Here is an 18,165-nt window from a genome sequence, read left to right as displayed (position 1 = left end):
CACCAAGCGAGTGGCGAGAATTTTGTCTTAAGCAATGCCTCAACTTGTTTAGATGCTACCTTTGCTCTTTTGTCAGCGTTTATGACGATTCCAAATCATTGGTGTCATCTTTGAGTTGAGCAAGCGCCGAGTGGGCAACTGCCAAACTCAATCGCACCTGTTCCACCTGAGATAAAGCGGCCCAGTCTCTGGGTTGAGGAACACCCGTAGTTTCTGCAACAGCTTGCTCGGAATTTCCTCGCATCGCGTATGCCCAAGGACGTGCGAGGACTAATAAATCATCCTCTGCCCAATTGGGTAGTAACGACTCCACACACATCACAAGTTGGTCAGCTAGCGACAAGTTCGTTGAGAAAGCTTGTCGGGCACGGTTTGCGATCGCTTCTAGCCATTCCTGAGGCAGGGTAGCAAATCGCTTTGATAAAGAGGTAATCAATGTCTCAGTTGCTGGTAGCATAGGTGATGCCCAGCACTGATGTAGCTGGTCAAAGAACGCTAGAGAGGCGCTCTCAACTTCTTCTTCTTGCCAGTCACAGAGGGAAAATCCCCGTTCCAGTTCCGCAAAATAGGCTTCCGCTTCAGGTTCTGCTGGATTCCAAGGATAACAATCCTCCTGTGGCTGTAAGAGTGCTTCTAAGAGTTCTCCTTGTATGCAGCTCAAAGCATCCTCGCAATTTTCATAGTGAATAGGTTGGCTTGCCATAATGGCTCTCCTGTGTTTTTGGGTAGATGAAACCTGGCATGAATTAAGCTACATCCGCACTCTCTGCAGTTCCGTAACAAGTCATAAAATCAACGATAGCTGTCTTCACTTTTTGTGATCGTTACTTAATACAGCAGCGAGCGCTATTTAGTGAAGCATGGTATTAACAAGCGAGTACGGGGATGATTAGCAATAACAGGTAGATCTGTCAGCCCGAATGGTCTGAAGATTCAATCACAAATTCCAGGGTTTGACCGTGAGTACTTCCGAACTTTATCTGGATACCAGATTGTAATGGCACCTCCTGATGGTGTATTTTTTGCCAACCAACTGCCTGATGATCGTGATAGCCATTGTTCTTACTTACTGGCTTAGCTACATTGCCGTTATCGGGACGTAAAATTAATGTCCCATAGCGGGAAAAATCACGTAAAAAGTAAGTAGGAGTAGCCTCTTGAGCGGTGAAAGCATCACGACAGATAATTTCTGCATGTTGCTGACTCACCCACTGCTCTTGAATCACTAAATCATTTTCCTGGCGACGTCCTACTCGCATCAGTCCACCTCGAATTCGCCAAACCTTATCAGTAGATTCTAGTGAACGCAATGAGGCAACGGGGGCAGGGGCGCCAACCCAACTGGGTTGCATACTCGGTAATTCTGTAATGCCCTCTTCGATCGGTTTAATCAACTCGCCTTCAAACTCAGGATGCATATAAAGCACGGGGAGAGTCCAAGCCGGTTGATTAAATTTGTAAAGCGTCAACAGTTGTTGCCTTGCCACGGCGACAGCTTGGTCAATCGGCATTCTAGTGGCAAGGGCTTGAGCCAGCGTTTGAATAAAACTCAAAGCTTCTTGATCGGCTATCGAGTCACGCATTGCTAAAACAGCAGGAACACCGTGGTGGATTAGCACCTCCGCTAAGCTACTGCGTGGCGTTGTTTGAGTCCCTACTTGATCAGGTTGGGCGCCCCAACAGGCGTTGAACACCGCCAATGTCACTTGAGTTCGCACCAAAACCTGAGCTAGTTCTGTGCCGTTAATCGTTGCATCTGGGCGCAAAAACAGCAAACCCCCGTCTGGCGCAGGTTCTCCATGACCCGCATAAAACAGGATATTGTAGACACCCGTTTCCAGAGCGCTAATCAGTTCAGCGGGTGTGGGTTGTAACAGTGTCTCCACATGGCAGGGAACAGGTGAGGCAAACTTTTCGCTTGTGCTGATCGGTTGTCCGCAGGCTTTGAGAATATTGACTAACGCGGCTGCCTCTTGTTCTAACTGTAACCCAGCCGTAGGACGGGTGGAAGACTTGGCATCCTGACCCAATACCAGCAAGATGTTTAATGACTGGTTTAAGCGTGTCAAGGCTTTAAGCGAGTCAACATCACTGGTTGTGCGACTAAACAGTAGTTGTTGAGATAGAGAAATTGCTTGTTTACCCGCCATCGGCTGCATGATTTCCCAAGGCAGAGGGATGAAATCCGGGTCGCGAATTTCCAATCGCAGTCGTAGAGGTTTATTTTGCCCCATGGCAATTCCCCTACTTTCCGCAAGCGCTTGTTGAATCGGGCCATCAAACAGCCACGACCATAGATCAATACCCAAGCGCTGCATCAAGCGACTACTGTAGCTGGTTGTCTGACCCGTTGCCCCAACATCACTGTCGGGTGGCAGAGTACGGGCAGACTGGGTTGCATGGTGGATGAGAGGAACATGGGGTAACCCCCTCAACGAAAACATTTCCTGCCACGCTAGCCAAGTCTGAGTCATGGTTTCAGACCAAGTAGAGTGATGCAGAGCATAGCCCCCAGGATAGGGGGCTTTGAGTACCCATATAGCAAAGTTTTCTGCCCCAGCCGTTGACAGACGCGCGATCGCTAAACTGAGGCAAGGATTTTCTGACATTAAAAGCCGAGAAGAATTGCGACTGTACCTCTTGTTTTATCAGTCTACCGAGTCTTCGCTGTTCTGTGCGCTCTCACTTGGTGTTTCTCTAACAGAACTTATGCAACTGTCAAACGCGATCGCAAGTTGGGAAAAAGCGGCAAAGCGTGTGACCCAGGGAATGGTAGGCTGTACCCAGCAAGAAGTGAACCTCACCTATTTCGGCAGGAGGCTCCCACTATAGTCAGCGCGGACACATCGTAGCCGTAAGGCGAGTACCGCGCATTGACGCGAGTGACCAGAGGAATGCCGGGAAACGGAGGAACGGAGTTTTCTAATAAATGCTCATTGCAGTGATATAATTTTGGCATGGAAAAGCAAGTGCTAACGATAGTCTGCAAGATTAACCCGACACCTGAGCAGGTTGTCAAGATAGAGGCAACTCTCCAGGCGTTTGCGGACGCTTGCAACTATATCAATGAAGTCATAGAACCCAAGATTACCCACAACGTAACCATCCAAAACCAGGTTTACGGCGAAGTGCGGGAACGCTTTGGGCTGGCTTCTAACCTTGCTATCCGTGCCATCAATCGGGTAAGTGCCAACCGCAAAACAGCCAAGCGGATGAACAAACCCGTCAAGAAGTTTCTTCCAACCTCTGCTGATTACGACGCTCGAATCTTCTCTTTCAGAGAGAAAGATTGGTCAGTGTCGTTAACGCTGGTTGGGGGGAGAGAGCGTTTCTTGGTTGACGTTGGCAGTTATCAGAAGGGGAAACTTTCTGGCTTTACACCAACATCGGCAATATTGGTTAAACACCAGAATGGTACATACTCCGTCAATATCCAGGTAAAGAATGATGCCCCAAGTCCTCAAAAATCCCAAGGTGTAATTGGGGTGGACTTAGGGCGACGTGACGTAGCGGCAACAAGTGAAGGAGAAAGCTTCTCAGGTCAACAAATAACAGAAATTCGGGATAAGTATTCAAGGGTAAGAGCATCTCTCCAGAAGAAGGCTTCAGAAGGCACAAGATCAACTAGACGTAGGGCTAGACAGATTTTGCAACGGTTATCTGGTCGAGAGAGACGCTTTCAGTCGTGGGTTAACCATAATGTCAGTAAGCACATTGTCGGCAAGGCAAAACAGTCTGAATGCTCAATTGCAATCGAAAACTTAACAGGAATTCGAGAGCGAACAAACGAGCAACCAAGGAACAAAACTGAACGTAGACGCTCAAATTCGTGGGCATTTTTCAGCTACGAATGTTCTTGGACTACAAAGCTCTTGGTGCTGGAGTTGAAGTCGTCAAAGTAAATCCAGCTTACACGAGCCAAACTTGCCACAAGTGTTTGCACATCCATCGAGTAAAAGGAAAGTCCTACCGAAGTGGTAAGACTTTCTCTTGTGGGCACTGCCACTGGAAGGGCGATGCTGATTTTAATGGTGCCAACGTAATTAAACTTTTGGGGGCTTCTGTAAACAGCCCTAGAGGTTCGTACCTGTCGTGTGAACTACGTCGGAAAGTTGAGTACTTTCAATCTAGTTTATTCGATTTGGTACAGGGCTACTGAAAGCCTACACCAACCTGAGTACAGGTATGGTGTAGGTAGTTTACTTGCCTGTCAAGACCACCAGAGTGCTATGGAGTGTGTTTTAGGAAAACAACAACTAAAACATCCTCTAATTGCTATGACTTTAGCCTAGACCAGCTCGGCAGAAATAACCCACCAGCCTAGCCCTGATCTGAAAAGCCCTCAAACTTCCATTGAAAGGGTTGAGCAAAGGTGTGGTTGTAGTAGGTAATAAAGTCAAGAATTTTCTGCTTGAGGTCTGCGGTTGAGGTGAAGTTACCTCGCTTGAGTAAGCGCCGCATTAAGATGCTAAACCAACATTCAATCTGATTGAGCCAAGACGTGTGTTTGGGAATATAGACAAAGCGAATCCGGTGGTTAGTATCAGACAGGAAAGCCGCACGAGTTTTCAGGGACTTGAGAATACCTATTTTCTTTTTGATGCCCAAGTCAGTTTTAATCTCGCAACGTTCTGCTACCAGACGCACCAAAGATTCGGATTGGTGAATGTTAAGTTGGTCAACAATGAAAATCCAGCCAGCTTCCGGGTCAGTATCCAGGGTTTGAGCGATATGGCTAACTCATTGGAACTCCAGTGGCTGATCGGATATCCTGATGCTTGCGGATTTTCACAGGCTAAGGCAACAATTTGCACTACTTGCTCTGTGCTGAAGTAATTGGTTGTTCCAGGACGGGAGCGATCGCTTAAGACTCTCATGATTAACGCCATCAACTCTCGGTCACTGCTGTTTTCTGCTTCTACAGTTGCTAGTTGAGATGTAGCTGCTAGCCATCGTTCTCGCCACAAGCGCACTTGACCTCGTTCTAATTGCAACTCTCGATTGAGCTGAGTGTTACCTACTCCGGCGGCCGCCAATAAAATCAACTGCGCTCGCCTCACGAGGCGGTAAGGGTTCGTGGTACGACGCACAATCTGTTTAAGTAGGGTTTGTTGTCTGTGGGAGAGGATAATTTTTTCGGCTTGGGGACTGGACATGGGTTCAAGCTGCCAACTGGCTTGTTTTTTGAGGCTTTGGCTATTGGCAGTTTACCCCAGTTTTCACTCCTTTCTAGCCTGGTGGGTTACTTCTGCCGAGCTGGTCTAGTCACTGGGTGGCGATCGCGTGTGACAGTTGCGTAAGTCCTGAGAGTGCAGCGCCGTATTAAATTCAATCTAGGATAGTGATCGCTATGCAACGGATCTGTGTGTTTTGTGGTTCCAGTCCAGGGTTACGACCCGCCTATAAGCAAGCCGCACAAGCAATGGGTAAGGCGCTTGCACTCAAAGGAATTGGACTCGTCTATGGGGGTGGCAATGTTGGGTTAATGGGAGTAGTTGCCGATTCTGCCCTCGAAGCAGGTGGTGAGGTCATTGGGGTGATGCCTCAAGCCCTAGTAGACAAGGAAATTGCTCATACTGGGCTAACTGAACTCCGAGTTGTTGGTTCAATGCATGAGCGCAAAGCTTTAATGGCAGAACTATCAGATGCTTTTGTGGCACTACCAGGAGGCTTTGGCACGTTTGAAGAATTCTGTGAGGTGCTAACTTGGGCGCAGCTTGGCTTGCACAGAAAGCCTTGCGGTTTACTGAATATTGAGGGCTACTATGACCACTTTATTGCTTTATGCAATCACGGTGTCACTGAACAGTTTATTCGCCCTCAACACCGTGCCCTAGTTTTAGAGGAGAAAGAACCCATCCCACTGCTCGATTTGCTAGCAGGATACAAACCCCTCTTGGTTAATAAATGGATTAATCGAGACGAAACCTAAAACCAATTACACCAAGCCGGAACGCAGTGCAACAACTGCTGCTTGAACCCGGTCATCAACAGCTAGCTTGTTCATAATTCCTCGAACGTGAGTCTTCACTGTATTCGGGCTGAGGTAGAGTTCTGTAGCAATTTCTGGATTGCTGTAGCCTTCAACAATTAGTTTTAAGACTTCCATTTCTCGCGGCGACAAATTGGCGAGATTACCGCTAGGAGAAGGAGGAGTGAGATGCTTAAGGACTTGACGAGCAATTTGAGGATCTAGATATGTTGCTCCTTCAGCAGCGGCTGCGATCGCTTTTAACAAGCGATCTACACTTGCGCCTTTAATGCAGTAGGCATCTGCACCGCTAGAAAGTGAGGCAATAATTTCCCGTTCTGTTGTATGAGAGGTCAGCATTACAACCCTGACATCGGGAAGTGCGGCTTTGATTTGCTGAGTGGCGGCAATCCCATCTAAACGTGGCAAACCAATATCCATCACCACAATATCGGGTTTGAATTTCATTGCGGCTTCGACACCCATGTAGCCATCTTCAGCCTGTCCCACAATCGTGATTTGGGGATGAGCGGTTAATGACTGCTCTAAACCTAGCTGCATCATGGGATCATCTTCCACAATCAAAATCCGCAAGGGTACAGATTCAGTTGGCAAATTTAGTGATGGTGGAGTTTCGGAAGACATAACTTGTGCCAAATATAATGAGATCGAATCATCGTATTTTACAAACATTGAATAACTGAAATACGCAACCTTTAGAAGAACTGAAGCTTGTCGGCAGTGAAAAGGAGGGAAACCTGTGTCAAGGGAAGATGTAACTACGTTTTCACCAAATGTCTAAAAATTCTCTCCCCCAACTCTGCATCTTCTTCACTCAGATACTGGAAGGCGATATTGCCGAGCAACGTAGTTGAAAAAACGATAGTAATCGGCAAATTGCTCACTCTCGCTTTGTCCTTGCCAGCTATACAGCACATTTCCCTGGCTCAAGGATAATGTCATCAAACTCAAATCAGAGCCAACCTCCACTCTCAGTTTCCCCGTCAATCCTTGCTCTGTTATGAAATTCTGTTGTTGAGAGCGTTGTGGCTGTTTTAGTGTTCCTTCTTGTGATGGCGCCTTACTTTCTGCCAGGTTGTTAGCTGCCCATCCCCTAATTTCTATGTTTGGGTTTTGTGGGTCACGAAAGGCTCGACCATCGCGATTGTCCGGCATGGGAAAAGCTATCCAGTTACTGGGATAGGGAAACTCAAAGTTGTAACGTGAGTTGCGGTAAATACTCCAGCTATCTGGCGATCGCATATTGAACTGGCTACAGCTTAACAGCAGGACAATCAGCGGCATGATACTGACAATGATCTTGCCGATTACCAAAGCCTTAACTCGCCATCTGCCAACAGCTTTTCGCCTCTGAGTGGTGACGTGTGTCTTATAGCGACTAACTTCTCTAGCTCCTTTGGTGACGTAGTTAATGATGGACACTGATAAGACGGCTTCCACTTGCGTTTGGTGCCTTTCTTGATCCAGTCCATGACTCTTGATAGCCGGAAAATACTAAGTAATGTAACAATTATGCCGTCATGCTGGTTTAATGTCTTGACAGCCACCAAATAAGTCGATAAGCTTTTTGCATACCCGGGTAAAACGATTGAAAATTCTATGCAAGACAAGCAAAAGGTTACGTTGTATCTCCCGCCAGGACTTCACCGCCAGCTCAAAATTAGAGCAGCAGTTGACACGGAATCCATGTCAGCCATGGTAGAGAGAGCAATTGTCTTCTATCTACACCACCCGGAGTTGGTTGATGAAGTAGAGGCAAGCTACGGCAGAACGCATCAGGTCTATAGCTGTCCTGAATGTTCTAACTCTGTAGTTCTCAAAGGTGGAGAAATGGTATCCCTGGATAGTCAACCCAGCATTCTGGCTGAAGAGCTTCCAGTAGAAAAGGTTCGAGAGGGAGTAGGTTCTCCTACTGGCTCTCAAGGTGAAGAGGAACTAGTTCCTTGTTAAAGTTGCAAAACGAAGAGCTAACAAGTGTTGCTCTCTCGATGATGCTTGGGTTGTGGTTGCGCCGTCTCTAATTGGGTCGATAATCATGCAAGAAGAGATCAATATTCTCATTCAGGCTCAATATCCTCTGATCTACCTCGTGACTTCCGAGGAAGAGCGGACTGAAAGGGCAATAGCCATGATTGCTCAAGCGAAGTCACAACAACGGCGTGTATTCGTGTGGACTGTCACCCACGGAATCGTAGAGTATGGACAATCACGCCACGTTACCCAGCACAATACCATCTCATCTGAGGCGGCGATTCAATGGGTTATTCAGCAGAAAGAAGCTGGTATCTATATATTTAAAGACTTACATCCCTTTATTGATTCGCCAGTAACAACCCGATGGTTGAGGGATGCGATCGCAAGTTTTAAGGGTACACAGAAAACAATTATTCTAATGTCCCCGGTACAGCAAGTTCCGATTGAGCTGGAAAAAGAGGTGGTTGTTCTCGACTACCCGATGCCAGATCTCACAGAACTCAACCAAGTGCTGTCCCAACAACTAGAGCAAAGCAAAGCTCGCCGCACAACAACAGAAACGCGGGAAAAGCTTTTAAAAGCAGCGTTGGGTCTAACCCACGACGAAGCTGAGAAAGTTTATCGGAAAGCACAAGTCAAAGCTGGACGCCTTACTGAGGCTGAAGTTGATATCGTCCTTTCTGAGAAAAAGCAGCTCATCCGCCGCAACGGAATTTTAGAGTACATTGAAGAAGATGAAACTCTAGATTCGGTTGGGGGTTTAGAAGAGCTAAAGCGGTGGCTCAAGCAGCGCTCCAATGCATTTACCGAACGAGCGAGAGAATACGGATTGCCCCAACCCAAAGGAATGTTAATTCTAGGTGTACCTGGGTGTGGTAAGTCGTTAATTGCCAAAACTACATCTCGCCTCTGGGGTCTGCCCCTGCTACGCCTGGATATGGGCAGGGTCTATGATGGGTCAATGGTAGGTCGGTCTGAAGCAAACTTACGCAACGCCCTCAAAACAGCGGAATCCATTTCTCCAGCCATCCTCTTCATTGATGAGCTTGATAAGTCTTTTGCTGGCACTACAGGGTCTTCTGACTCAGATGGGGGAACGTCAAGCCGCATCTTCGGTTCCTTCCTCACCTGGATGCAAGAAAAGACCTCACCTGTGTTCGTAATGGCGACAGCTAACCGAGTTGAGCGTCTACCGGGAGAGTTTCTCCGCAAAGGTCGCTTTGATGAAATCTTCTTTGTAGACTTACCGACACCGGAAGAGCGCCAGCAAATCTTTAACATTCACCTGAGTAAGCGTCGTAGAGACATCACCCGTTTTGATATTGAGCAGTTAGCGAAAGTTTCCGATGGTTTTTCTGGAGCAGAAATTGAGCAAGCACTAGTTGCTGCGATGTACGAAGCATTTGCTCAAGACCGGGAATTTACGCAACTAGATATCATTGCCGCTATCAAAGCGACTCTTCCGCTTTCTCGGACAATGACAGAGCAGGTAACAGCCCTCAGGGACTGGGCTAGGCAGCGCGCGCGACCTGCTGCATCCTCCGTTGCTGAATATCAGCGAATGGAGTTCTAACAGGCTTTCTCCTGCTCCCAACAGGAGGAAAGGCTAGCAACTTCTTCTTGCTAGCAGTTTGACAAAAAAAGCCGCATCTTGACTTAAGCGGCTTAGTACAGCAAAGTAAAACGCTACGTTGTCGTTTCTCTTCTATCTCTACTGGAGGAAATCCAAATGTCTCACTTTAGCACTCTTCGCACCAAGATCACTGACGCCGAAATCTTGAAGGCTTCTCTCCGTGACCTGGGTATCTCCGTTAAGTCCGAAGCTGATGTCCGTGGCTACAACGGTCAGCGGGTTCGTGCCGACCTCGTTGCTGTTCTGGAAGGTGAGTATGACCTCGGCTGGTCTCGCAATAGCGATGGTTCCTTCGACCTGATTGCTGACCTTTGGGGCGTTGCTAAGAAGCACAACCAAACCGAGTTGATCAACTCAATCAACCAGAAGTATGCAGTGAACAAGACCTTGGCAGAAGTCAAGCAGCGTGGCTTGCAGAATGCCAACGTTAAACTTGTGCTGCAGAAATAGTCTATCTAGGCGTTCCCAAGCTCACGGGTTAACCAACATTAGGTTGACCCGTTTTTTTGTGCTTACTGACTGGGTAGGCACAGAATTCTTTGGTCATGTGTTGTGTTTGCAGGCTCGACTCAATTCTATATTCCCTTGATTAGTGGGACTTTGAAAAACTGGCTCTTAACACCAACAATTGAGAGCGATCGCGCTACTACAGCAAGCCCAAATCCTTGAGGCTACGTCGCGTAATCTCAATCCGGGAAGCGAGATCCTCTGGTTTACGCATATCTAGGGTTGTGGCAAAGAAGTAAACATTATTGTTCTGTTCGAGATAGCCGACAAACCACCCTATTTCTGGCTTGGTGCTGCTCAACAATCCCGTCTTTCCCCGCAACGTGTAGTTCGGAGTCTGTTCGCGTATCATGATGTCTTTGACAAGATCCATTGTCCGTTTTGAGAAGGGCAGATCACCTCGATACAATCGTTGTAAGAAGTCAATCTGCTGCTTGGGTGTAATCTGTAAGGGTCCTTGCAGCCAGAAGCGATCAATATCTTGCACCGTGCCAATCTGGCGGTTTCCGTAACCAACCCGATCAATGAATTTCTGCATCTGCTCGTGTCCAGCTTTACGGGCAAGCACTTGGTAGAACCAGACGGTTGAATCCTTGAAACCTTGACGCAAATTTGTATCGTGATTCCAAGCCGCGATGTCTCGCTGAATTCCATCCCAGGTGAGAACAGCCACATCATCAGCAATGACACCCGTTTCTAGCGCTACCATCGCGTTGAAAATTTTAAATGTAGAAGCCGGAGTGATTGCACTGGCATTGCGTTGAGGATTGTGTTCGTAGGCTTGGTTATTGTTCGAGTCGTAAATTAAGATCGACCCCTCAAGTCCTAATTCTCTAAAGAGTCGTCCCAAATCTGGTGCTTCAGTAACCGTTACTGTATCTTCAGATGGGGTAGGAGTTGGTTGAGCCAAAACACGCACTCCCCCAAAGCGAATCAGGATGAGCAAGGCGAGGCAACCTAGGACAACGAAGACAACACGCCTTTTACGAAACAGCATTGACTCTCCTCACAGATTGAATGCATAACAGGGAGATAATACACCGCCATGCACATAAAAATAATTAGCCTTCTAACAAACTCAATTTCGTTCTATTGATAAACAGATTTGTCGCGTTTTCAGCAGATAAAGGACGGCTCAAAAGGTAGCCTTGCATACCATCGCATTTCACCGATCGCAAAAACGTCAACTGTTCTTGTGTTTCAACTCCCTCAGCAATCACTTCTAACTTCAGTCCATGCCCTAATGCAATAAGGGCTTTAACAATCGCCGCATCAAACGAATCCGTCACCAACTCCCGGACAAAGGATTGATCAATTTTCAGCTTATCGAGAGGAAAGTGTTTTAGAGACGACAGGGAAGAGTAGCCTGTCCCGAAATCATCGATCGCAATTTGAATTCCCATACTCTGCAACGTCCGCAATACGGAAATCGTCACGGGGATATCATGCATTGCAATACTTTCAGTGATTTCCAGTTCTAAATAACGTGCTTCCAGCTTTGTTGACTCCAGCACTTGCGCGATAATATTCACCAAATTTTTTTGCTGGAACTGAAGTGCCGAAAGATTAACTGCCATCCGTATCGGCGGCAACCCTAGAGATTGCCAAGTGCGATTTTGGGCGCAAGCCGTCCAAAGTACCCATTCCCCGATCGCATTAATCAAACCCATTTCTTCTGCCAGGGGAATAAACAAACTGGGTGGAATAAATCCTGTCTCTTCGTTCTGCCAGCGAATCAACGCCTCCATCCCCACAATCTCACCTGTTCGTAAGTCGATTTGTGGCTGGTAATGTAATCGGAACTCTTGGCGTTCTAAGGCTTTATAAAGATTGTTTTCCAAGACCAATCGCTCTTGTGCCTTTGTGCCAATTGCAGAGGTATAAAGCTGATAGTTGTTGCGTCCCTGCTGCTTGGCACGGTACATGGCAGCATCCGCATTCTTCAACAACGTCTCAGCGTCTTCCCCATCATAGGGAGCCAACGCAATCCCTAAGCTTGCCTTAATGTGTAGTTCTTGACCCCCAAGCTTTAGTGGAGCGTTGAGGACATTTAGAATCTTGGTAGCAATTTTAGCCGTGTCTTCTGCACTACCAATCGTTGACAGTAGCAAGGTAAATTCATCTCCACCCCAACGGGCAAGAACATCCTCTGAGCGTAGACATCCTTTCAACCGTTCAGCGACAATTTGCAATAATTGGTCGCCTACGGCATGACCAAGAGTGTCGTTAATTGTCTTGAAGCCATCCAAATCGAGAAACACTACAGCTAGCATTTCTCCATAGCGGTGTGTATGAGCTAGCGCCAAAGAAAGCCGCTCATCAAACAGCATCCGGTTAGGCAAACCTGTCAATCGATCATGAGATGCCTGATGCTGGAGCATGGCTTCAACACGCCGTTGCATTACTGCCATGTATAGGTGAATACCCAGCGCTTGCGCTAGCTTAATGTCTTCTGGTGTCCACGCCTTTGCCTGTCCTTTTGTGACTTCTCGCCAAGCTTCAAACGAAGCACGAGGGCGTAGGTTACGGGTGTCGATATCCCTACATCCAGCCCACAGGGTTTCTGTTTCAATCTCGTTACGAAAGATCGTGAGGCAGCCAACACATTGCTGATGATACTGGAGAGGCACAATTAATAGGCTACGGATGGTTGTCTCCGAAAATGCCGAAACTAAATTTTGTAGTGAGGGTTCCTGGTAGAGGTCAGAAATCGTGTAGAGATGAGAAACCACCCCACCTGCTCCAGAATAGCTGGTAGAAGAAGGCATCAGTGATTCTGTCGGTGTAACTTCCCAGGTTTCAAGTCCTGATTCTTCCATAGAGGCATCCTCAAAAGAATTCATCAGGCGCTGCCAAAAGCTACTTTCCTCAATCCAGGGTAGGGTTGGCTGGTCTCCAGTTGTATAAAGTTGAGCCGCTTGACCTGTGGGTTCAGCGGTGATGTAAAGTCTCCCGCTTGACCCTTCCAAGGCAATAACGGCTTCCTCCAGAACAGTCTGCCGGATTTTTGTCACTTTTGAGGGGGAGTGAAGCCGACTACTGATTTGGTTGATTTTGCCTTCATGATAGGCTTGAAGACGGGCGCGGTGGAGCAGATCAGATTGGGCGATCGCAATTGATACTTGATCGACCAATAGCTGCACAACTTGCAACTCTCTCTCTTCATAGTGTCGTGGATCTAGATGGTGCGATACCAACAACCCCCATAATTGGTTTTGATGTAAAATTGGCACAACTAGCGAAGAACGCACCCCCATTGTTGTGAGATACTCCTGGTGGCAGGCATCAACTGGGTAATGGCGGATATCCTCTCGAACTAAAGCTTTGCCAGTTTCTGGGGAGTCTAACTGGTTGAGTGTCTTGCGACCTGCAACAACATCAACAATCACGCGCTGACGAGCTTTGACAAACAGTTCGCGGGCAACTGGGGGAACATCTTCAGCAGGAAAGTGTAAGCCCAAAAGAGACGGTAAGCGATTAGTGTTGATTGACTCCGCAATCACTTCCCCAGTTTCGTCAGACCCAAAGCGGTAAATCTTAACGCGATCTGTATTAAGAAACGAACGAATTTCTTGTACTGTTGTTGTCAAAATCTCTTGCAGTTCCAGGGATTGACGAATGCTAGTAGTCAGCCGATTGAGCAAACTTTCTCGGTCTAAAGCTTGCTTACCTGGTTGTTTAGTTTTCCGACGAGCCATCCCCGGCACTCCTCAAACAAATTAATGTAGGCTTTCCTACCTTCATTCTTACTACTGGTAGCCTACGATACTAGAGTAAATAGAAGTAAATGGAACTCTGTCCCCATATCCATTTTTGGGTTGGGCTATAAGTTTTATTGACGAATCAGTGACAAGAAGCAGAGTGGTAAGGCTGTCAGCGTCGAACTTAATAAGGATAAACAAGGTATGAATGCGATCGCAAAGCGGGACGCGGCGTCCATCACCCAAAAACTTGAACCAATCATTGGTGATGGCATCTGTGACTGGGAAAGCTTAAACCCTAGATGGCGAGAGCAGATTGCAAAAGCAAACAGTACAGAAAACTTACTCAGTGGCGTAGTTTACCCCAGCATAACTCAAGAACTTGCCCATGTCATGAGCCACGCTCACCACAACGGTTGGAGTGTTCTCCCTTGCGGCTGCGGCAGCAAACTGGGCTGGGGAGGAGTGAGCAAAGACATTGATCTGGTCGTTAGTACCGAACGCCTCAACCGTATAATTGAACACGCGGTTAATGACCTGACAGTTACCGTAGAAGCTGGAGTCAAATTCAGCGACCTACAAAATGTTCTCACCGAAACTAATCAATTCCTCCCCTTAGAACCCGCCTATCCTCAAGACGCAACAATTGGCGGGATTGTTGCAACCGCAGACGCTGGTTCTCTACGTCATCGGTACGGCGGCATTCGGGATATGCTGCTTGGTCTTTCCTTTATCCGTAGTGATGGGCAAATTGCCAAAGCGGGTGGTCGAGTCGTGAAAAATGTTGCAGGTTACGACTTGATGAAGCTGTTTACTGGATCTTATGGGACGCTGGGAATTATTACAGAAGTTACGATGCGAGTTTATCCTATACCTGAAGCCGGGGGAACTGTCGTGTTAACGGGTGAGGCAAAGGCGATCGCATCGGCAACAAAAACCTTGCTCGCTTCCGCTCTAACCCCTACTGCCGTTGATTTATTATCCACCCAGCTTGTCAGTCAACTCAGTTTTGGTCAAGGTATAGGCTTAATCGCTCGCTTTCAAAGTGTAAGCGAGTCGGTTAAAGAACAGTCTTCTCGGTTACTCGAAGTTGGACAGCAATTAGGGTTATCAGGCACTTTCTACACCGAGGCTGATGAAGCAAAACTATGGCAACAATTGCCAGAACAAATCTGGGAATCAACACAGCCGCCAGCAATTACTTGCAAAATAGGGGTATCACCTACTGCTGCCGTTGCAACCTTGACTAAGCTGGACACTCTAACCTCCTCGTCAGGATTAGGATTAATTCACGCTGGGAGCGGATTGGGGTTACTGCGACTCGACCCAACCGTGACAACACCGCAGACAATCTTAGAACTGCGACGCTATTGCCAAGAGCAAAGCGGCTTCTTGAGTGTTCTAGAGGCACCTATTTCTCTTAAGCAACAGCTAGATATCTGGGGTTACAACGGCAATGCTTTAGAGATTATGCGTCGAATTAAACAGCAATTTGATCCAAAAAACCTTTTAAGCCCCTCCCGATTTGTCGGCGGGATTTAGATTTCAAAAACCATACGAAGCAAAGATTTAAGAAAATACAGGGAATATGCAGATTTCATCGACCACACCCAGTAATGAATTGCCAAAACTAGATACCTCTGGGGAGATTGCCCCAACCGCCTCAATCTCCAATTTTGATGCCCAGCATCCTCCTGAACAAAAGCTAATTGATACCTGTGTTCACTGTGGGTTTTGCCTCTCCACCTGTCCCAGTTATCGGGTGATTGGTAAGGAGATGGATTCTCCCAGAGGGCGAATTTATCTGATGGATGCCATCAAAAACGGTGAGGCTACTCTTGGCGAGGCAACAGCGCAACATTTTGATTCTTGCTTAGGGTGTCTCGCTTGTGTCACCACCTGCCCCTCCGGAGTCCAGTACGACAAGCTGATTGCGGCAACTCGTCCTCAAGTTGAGCGAAACTATCCCCGTTCTCTCCCCGATAGACTACTTAGAACCCTGATCTTTAGCCTATTCCCTTATCCGAAACGTTTGCGCTTCCTGCTTGCTCCCCTCTATCTTTATCAGAAGTTGGGAGTACAAAAGCTTGTTCGTGCTACTGGTTTGCTGGAGAAAGTCTTCCCTCGCTTAGCCGCGATGGAGTCAATTTTGCCGCAACTCACCCTAAAGACTTTCCAAGACACCTTACCAGATGTCATTCCCGCTCAAGGAGAGAAACGTTATCGAGTTGGTGTGATTCTCGGTTGTGTGCAGCGCTTATTCTTCTCACCCATCAATGAAGCAACTGTGCGGGTTTTAACCGCGAATGGTTGTGAAGTCGTCATCCCGAAAACTCAAGGGTGTTGTGCCGCCTTACCAGAACATCAAGGACAAACTCAACAATCCCACGCCTTGGCACGACAGATGATTGATAGCTTTGAAGGCACAGACGTTGATGCAGTCATTATCAATGCGGCTGGGTGTGGTCACACGTTAAAAGAATACGGCCACCTCCTAGCAGATGACCCAGAGTATCGCGAAAAAGCTAAAGAATTCGCAGCTAAGGTAAAGGATGCTCAAGAATTTTTAGCTCAGGTAGGACTGACAGCAAAACTTTCACCACTGACTGATAACCAATTGACAATGGTTTATCAAGATGCTTGTCACCTATTACATGGACAAAAAATCAGCGTGCAACCCCGCCAATTGTTACGAAAAATTCCAGGCGTGAAGTTGCGAGAACCTATAGACGCGGCTTTGTGTTGTGGCAGTGCTGGTGTCTACAATATGCTACAACCAGAAGTTGCGGATGAGTTGGGACAACAAAAAGTTGAGAATCTGCTCAATACAGGCGCAGAGTTGATTGCCTCTGCTAATCCCGGCTGTACGTTACAAATTACCAAACATTTGCGCTTAAAAGGAAAGGAGATTGCTATTAAGCATCCAATGGAATTGTTAGATTATTCGATTCGGGGCATTCATCTCAATCTTTAACTCCATGCCTCCTCAATTTGTTTGCTCTCGTCCTCACGATCATATAGCGGTTGTGCAAGGCTTACGAACGTTTCATAAACCGAGGTATAGTTTTGCATAACTGGAGCTACTCAAGATTTAAAACTCTAAATTGCTTTCACCAGAGATTTTCTTAGACAGAAGAACGGGCGCATCGCTCTAACTCAGCTTCTATGTTGACTTTAGAAACGTAGTTGTCAAAAAAAGCTGGAAGTAGACGAATAGGCAATTAGAGGCTTCAACAATACCAGCTCATATTGAGTATCCAGTTTAATGTAATACTATAATACTACAAAGCACCTTAAAACTGTTATGTTGGGGGTTCCGTACAGAAAAGCTTGGTTCTGGTAAAACCTTTAAGCACCAGGTACCAGAGAACCAATTTTTTGAGGTTTGAAATGTACGGTAGGGCATACCGAAACATGGCTGGAGAAATGGGTCGAACACTCTCCTGAGAAGTGCCTCTGGCTTTACAAAGGTGACTCTGTAGGGGAGGGGTAAGCGCACTGGCGCTCACTGAAAATTGGGCGCGATTCATCCAGCAGAGTGTCAATTCAACTGCTCGATTAAGTGATTGCACTGTCCCCTCATCCATCCAAAACGCGATCACAGCAAGCAGCCACCAAAATAATGACATTGAATCTACTGTGAACAGTGAGCTATCAAACATGAGTACAGTTCAAATCGAGATTCCTGAAGAAGTGTTAATCAGCCTCAAAGAAACACCCGAAACAATCTCAAGAGAACTCCGTATCTTGGCAGCGGTAAAGCTGTTTGAACTGGGTAAATTATCATCAGGACGCGCTGCTCAATTGGCGGATATGTCACGAGTGGAATTCCTGATGCTACTGGGGCGTTATCAGGTATCTCCCTTCTCCTTAACAACTGAACAACTAGAGCAGGATGTCAACAATGCCTGAAGCTCTGGTCATTGTCAACACATCGCCACTCCTCTATCTTCACCAAGTACGCTGTCTAGAATTACTGCAACAACTCTACAGCACGATTACAGTACCGCCAGCAGTTCCGCAAGAACTAGAAACTGGCAAACTGCAAGGGGTTGATGTGCCAGAAGTCAACTCTATCGAATGGATTGAAATTCGCCCAGTTGCATCGGCAACAATTATCCCTGCTGTTATCGATTTAGGACAAGGCGAGGCTGAGGTGATTGCTTTGGGTTTAGAAAACCCTGGCAGCTTGCTGGTTTTTGATGATAGCTTGGCGCGACGAATCGCTGATTTGTATGGATTAAACTGAAGTTCCCCCATACAGATGTACTGTTTAGTAAGCAAGAGCTTGCTCTGCTTGAGATAGAGATATCGTTCCCGTCAGCTTTGTACCCATGTAGTTTTAGATTTTCTTAAGC

At 47.0% G+C, this 18,165-nt stretch carries 20 protein-coding genes; 11 read left to right on the top strand and 9 right to left on the bottom strand.

Features of this window, described 5'->3' with window-relative positions; genetic code table 11:
- Positions 1-79: 79 nt before the first annotated feature.
- Positions 80-703: a hypothetical protein gene (locus tag H6F98_RS06795; RefSeq protein WP_192217911.1), complete on the bottom strand. Its 624-nt coding sequence runs from the start codon at positions 701-703 to the stop codon at positions 80-82.
- Positions 704-911: 208 nt separating this feature from the next.
- Positions 912-2,609, bottom strand: coding sequence for a CHAT domain-containing protein (locus H6F98_RS06790; RefSeq protein WP_192217910.1), 1,698 nt, complete (start codon positions 2,607-2,609; stop codon positions 912-914).
- Positions 2,610-2,709: 100 nt separating this feature from the next.
- Here H6F98_RS06790 and H6F98_RS33965 point away from each other — a divergent pair, with 100 nt between their 5' ends.
- The 3 genes from H6F98_RS33965 (at position 2,710) to H6F98_RS34395 (ending at position 4,159) form a co-directional block, all read left to right on the top strand.
- Positions 2,710-2,832, top strand: coding sequence for a hypothetical protein (locus H6F98_RS33965; protein WP_277927530.1), 123 nt, complete (start codon positions 2,710-2,712; stop codon positions 2,830-2,832).
- 125 nt (positions 2,833-2,957) lie between these two features.
- Positions 2,958-3,902, top strand: a complete 945-nt coding sequence (locus H6F98_RS06785) for a transposase (RefSeq protein ID WP_313929805.1) — start codon at positions 2,958-2,960, stop codon at positions 3,900-3,902.
- Positions 3,851-4,159 carry a zinc ribbon domain-containing protein gene (locus H6F98_RS34395; RefSeq protein WP_313929804.1) on the top strand — a complete coding sequence of 103 codons (309 nt, stop codon included), beginning with the start codon at positions 3,851-3,853 and terminating at the stop codon, positions 4,157-4,159. The genes H6F98_RS06785 and H6F98_RS34395 overlap by 52 nt, the downstream gene beginning before the upstream one ends.
- Before the next feature lie 161 nt (positions 4,160-4,320).
- On the opposite strand, the gene H6F98_RS32715 is transcribed toward H6F98_RS34395, so the two are convergent.
- Both H6F98_RS32715 and H6F98_RS32710 read right to left on the bottom strand, forming a co-directional pair.
- The gene (locus H6F98_RS32715; protein ID WP_313929808.1) at positions 4,321-4,686 is read right to left on the bottom strand and encodes a transposase; all 366 of its coding nucleotides are present in this window, start codon (positions 4,684-4,686) and stop codon (positions 4,321-4,323) included.
- Positions 4,635-5,156 carry a hypothetical protein gene (locus tag H6F98_RS32710; protein WP_199348339.1) on the bottom strand — a complete coding sequence of 174 codons (522 nt, stop codon included), beginning with the start codon at positions 5,154-5,156 and terminating at the stop codon, positions 4,635-4,637. The genes H6F98_RS32715 and H6F98_RS32710 overlap by 52 nt, the downstream gene beginning before the upstream one ends.
- A gap of 194 nt (positions 5,157-5,350) precedes the next feature.
- Between H6F98_RS32710 and H6F98_RS06775 the strand changes: the two genes are divergently transcribed.
- The gene (locus H6F98_RS06775) at positions 5,351-5,932 is read left to right on the top strand and encodes a TIGR00730 family Rossman fold protein (protein WP_192217909.1); all 582 of its coding nucleotides are present in this window, start codon (positions 5,351-5,353) and stop codon (positions 5,930-5,932) included.
- Positions 5,933-5,938: 6 nt separating this feature from the next.
- Here the strand turns inward: H6F98_RS06775 and H6F98_RS06770 are convergent, their stop codons facing one another.
- Together H6F98_RS06770 and H6F98_RS06765 are read right to left on the bottom strand one after the other, a co-directional pair.
- The gene (locus H6F98_RS06770; protein ID WP_199348341.1) at positions 5,939-6,565 is read right to left on the bottom strand and encodes a response regulator transcription factor; all 627 of its coding nucleotides are present in this window, start codon (positions 6,563-6,565) and stop codon (positions 5,939-5,941) included.
- 237 nt (positions 6,566-6,802) lie between these two features.
- Positions 6,803-7,432: a hypothetical protein gene (locus H6F98_RS06765; RefSeq protein ID WP_313929803.1), complete on the bottom strand. Its 630-nt coding sequence runs from the start codon at positions 7,430-7,432 to the stop codon at positions 6,803-6,805.
- A gap of 159 nt (positions 7,433-7,591) precedes the next feature.
- On the opposite strand from H6F98_RS06765, the gene H6F98_RS06760 reads away from it, so the two are divergent.
- The 3 genes from H6F98_RS06760 to H6F98_RS06750 all read left to right on the top strand — a co-directional run bounded on the left by H6F98_RS06760 (position 7,592) and on the right by H6F98_RS06750 (position 10,049).
- Entirely contained in the window at positions 7,592-7,942 is a 351-nt protein-coding gene (locus H6F98_RS06760; RefSeq protein ID WP_192217907.1) for a hypothetical protein, read from the top strand.
- An 85-nt stretch (positions 7,943-8,027) separates the two neighbouring features.
- Positions 8,028-9,539: an AAA family ATPase gene (locus H6F98_RS06755; protein WP_192217906.1), complete on the top strand. Its 1,512-nt coding sequence runs from the start codon at positions 8,028-8,030 to the stop codon at positions 9,537-9,539.
- A 156-nt stretch (positions 9,540-9,695) separates the two neighbouring features.
- On the top strand, positions 9,696-10,049 hold the full coding sequence (locus H6F98_RS06750; RefSeq protein WP_192217905.1) for a DUF1257 domain-containing protein: 354 nt from the start codon (positions 9,696-9,698) through the stop codon (positions 10,047-10,049).
- 196 nt (positions 10,050-10,245) lie between these two features.
- Here H6F98_RS06750 and blaOXA read toward each other — a convergent pair whose 3' ends face one another.
- Together blaOXA and H6F98_RS06740 are read right to left on the bottom strand one after the other, a co-directional pair.
- A complete protein-coding gene (blaOXA, locus tag H6F98_RS06745; protein ID WP_192217904.1) occupies positions 10,246-11,103 on the bottom strand; it encodes a class D beta-lactamase in 858 nt (285 codons plus the stop codon).
- Between the two features lie 64 nt (positions 11,104-11,167).
- Entirely contained in the window at positions 11,168-13,804 is a 2,637-nt protein-coding gene (locus H6F98_RS06740; protein ID WP_192217903.1) for an EAL domain-containing protein, read from the bottom strand.
- A 207-nt stretch (positions 13,805-14,011) separates the two neighbouring features.
- Here H6F98_RS06740 and H6F98_RS06735 point away from each other — a divergent pair, with 207 nt between their 5' ends.
- Positions 14,012-15,349, top strand: coding sequence for an FAD-binding oxidoreductase (locus H6F98_RS06735; RefSeq protein WP_192217902.1), 1,338 nt, complete (start codon positions 14,012-14,014; stop codon positions 15,347-15,349).
- 46 nt (positions 15,350-15,395) lie between these two features.
- Positions 15,396-16,781, top strand: a complete 1,386-nt coding sequence (locus H6F98_RS06730; protein ID WP_192217901.1) for a (Fe-S)-binding protein — start codon at positions 15,396-15,398, stop codon at positions 16,779-16,781.
- 328 nt (positions 16,782-17,109) lie between these two features.
- Here the strand turns inward: H6F98_RS06730 and H6F98_RS06725 are convergent, their stop codons facing one another.
- On the bottom strand, positions 17,110-17,436 hold the full coding sequence (locus H6F98_RS06725; protein ID WP_192217900.1) for a hypothetical protein: 327 nt from the start codon (positions 17,434-17,436) through the stop codon (positions 17,110-17,112).
- Positions 17,437-17,467: 31 nt separating this feature from the next.
- Here H6F98_RS06725 and H6F98_RS06720 point away from each other — a divergent pair, with 31 nt between their 5' ends.
- Together H6F98_RS06720 and H6F98_RS06715 are read left to right on the top strand one after the other, a co-directional pair.
- Positions 17,468-17,719: a UPF0175 family protein gene (locus H6F98_RS06720; RefSeq protein WP_192217899.1), complete on the top strand. Its 252-nt coding sequence runs from the start codon at positions 17,468-17,470 to the stop codon at positions 17,717-17,719.
- Entirely contained in the window at positions 17,712-18,056 is a 345-nt protein-coding gene (locus H6F98_RS06715) for a DUF3368 domain-containing protein (protein WP_199348338.1), read from the top strand. Before H6F98_RS06720 ends, H6F98_RS06715 begins: the two co-directional genes overlap by 8 nt.
- The last annotated feature ends 109 nt before the right edge of the window (positions 18,057-18,165 follow it).

The organism is Microcoleus sp. FACHB-SPT15 (assembly GCF_014849525.1).
GTDB classification, from domain to species: Bacteria; Cyanobacteriota; Cyanobacteriia; order Cyanobacteriales; family Coleofasciculaceae; genus Symplocastrum; species Symplocastrum torsivum.
Note: the sequence above shows the minus strand (reverse complement) of the source record. Positions and strands in the feature narration are given on the sequence as shown.

Bases quoted from the DNA above. Each gene is read 5' to 3' on its own strand.
- H6F98_RS06795 (WP_192217911.1), bottom strand. From the start codon at position 703: ATGGCAAGCCAACCTATTCACTATGAAAATTGCGAGGATGCTTTGAGC.
- H6F98_RS06790 (WP_192217910.1), bottom strand. From the start codon at position 2,609: ATGTCAGAAAATCCTTGCCTCAGTTTAGCGATCGCGCGTCTGTCAACG.
- H6F98_RS33965 (WP_277927530.1), top strand. From the start codon at position 2,710: ATGCAACTGTCAAACGCGATCGCAAGTTGGGAAAAAGCGGCAAAGCGT.
- H6F98_RS06785 (WP_313929805.1), top strand. From the start codon at position 2,958: ATGGAAAAGCAAGTGCTAACGATAGTCTGCAAGATTAACCCGACACCT.
- H6F98_RS34395 (WP_313929804.1), top strand. From the start codon at position 3,851: ATGTTCTTGGACTACAAAGCTCTTGGTGCTGGAGTTGAAGTCGTCAAA.
- H6F98_RS32710 (WP_199348339.1), bottom strand. From the start codon at position 5,156: ATGTCCAGTCCCCAAGCCGAAAAAATTATCCTCTCCCACAGACAACAA.
- H6F98_RS06775 (WP_192217909.1), top strand. From the start codon at position 5,351: ATGCAACGGATCTGTGTGTTTTGTGGTTCCAGTCCAGGGTTACGACCC.
- H6F98_RS06760 (WP_192217907.1), top strand. From the start codon at position 7,592: ATGCAAGACAAGCAAAAGGTTACGTTGTATCTCCCGCCAGGACTTCAC.
- H6F98_RS06755 (WP_192217906.1), top strand. From the start codon at position 8,028: ATGCAAGAAGAGATCAATATTCTCATTCAGGCTCAATATCCTCTGATC.
- H6F98_RS06750 (WP_192217905.1), top strand. From the start codon at position 9,696: ATGTCTCACTTTAGCACTCTTCGCACCAAGATCACTGACGCCGAAATC.
- blaOXA (WP_192217904.1), bottom strand. From the start codon at position 11,103: ATGCTGTTTCGTAAAAGGCGTGTTGTCTTCGTTGTCCTAGGTTGCCTC.
- H6F98_RS06740 (WP_192217903.1), bottom strand. From the start codon at position 13,804: ATGGCTCGTCGGAAAACTAAACAACCAGGTAAGCAAGCTTTAGACCGA.
- H6F98_RS06735 (WP_192217902.1), top strand. From the start codon at position 14,012: ATGAATGCGATCGCAAAGCGGGACGCGGCGTCCATCACCCAAAAACTT.
- H6F98_RS06730 (WP_192217901.1), top strand. From the start codon at position 15,396: ATGCAGATTTCATCGACCACACCCAGTAATGAATTGCCAAAACTAGAT.
- H6F98_RS06725 (WP_192217900.1), bottom strand. From the start codon at position 17,436: ATGTCATTATTTTGGTGGCTGCTTGCTGTGATCGCGTTTTGGATGGAT.
- H6F98_RS06720 (WP_192217899.1), top strand. From the start codon at position 17,468: ATGAGTACAGTTCAAATCGAGATTCCTGAAGAAGTGTTAATCAGCCTC.
- H6F98_RS06715 (WP_199348338.1), top strand. From the start codon at position 17,712: ATGCCTGAAGCTCTGGTCATTGTCAACACATCGCCACTCCTCTATCTT.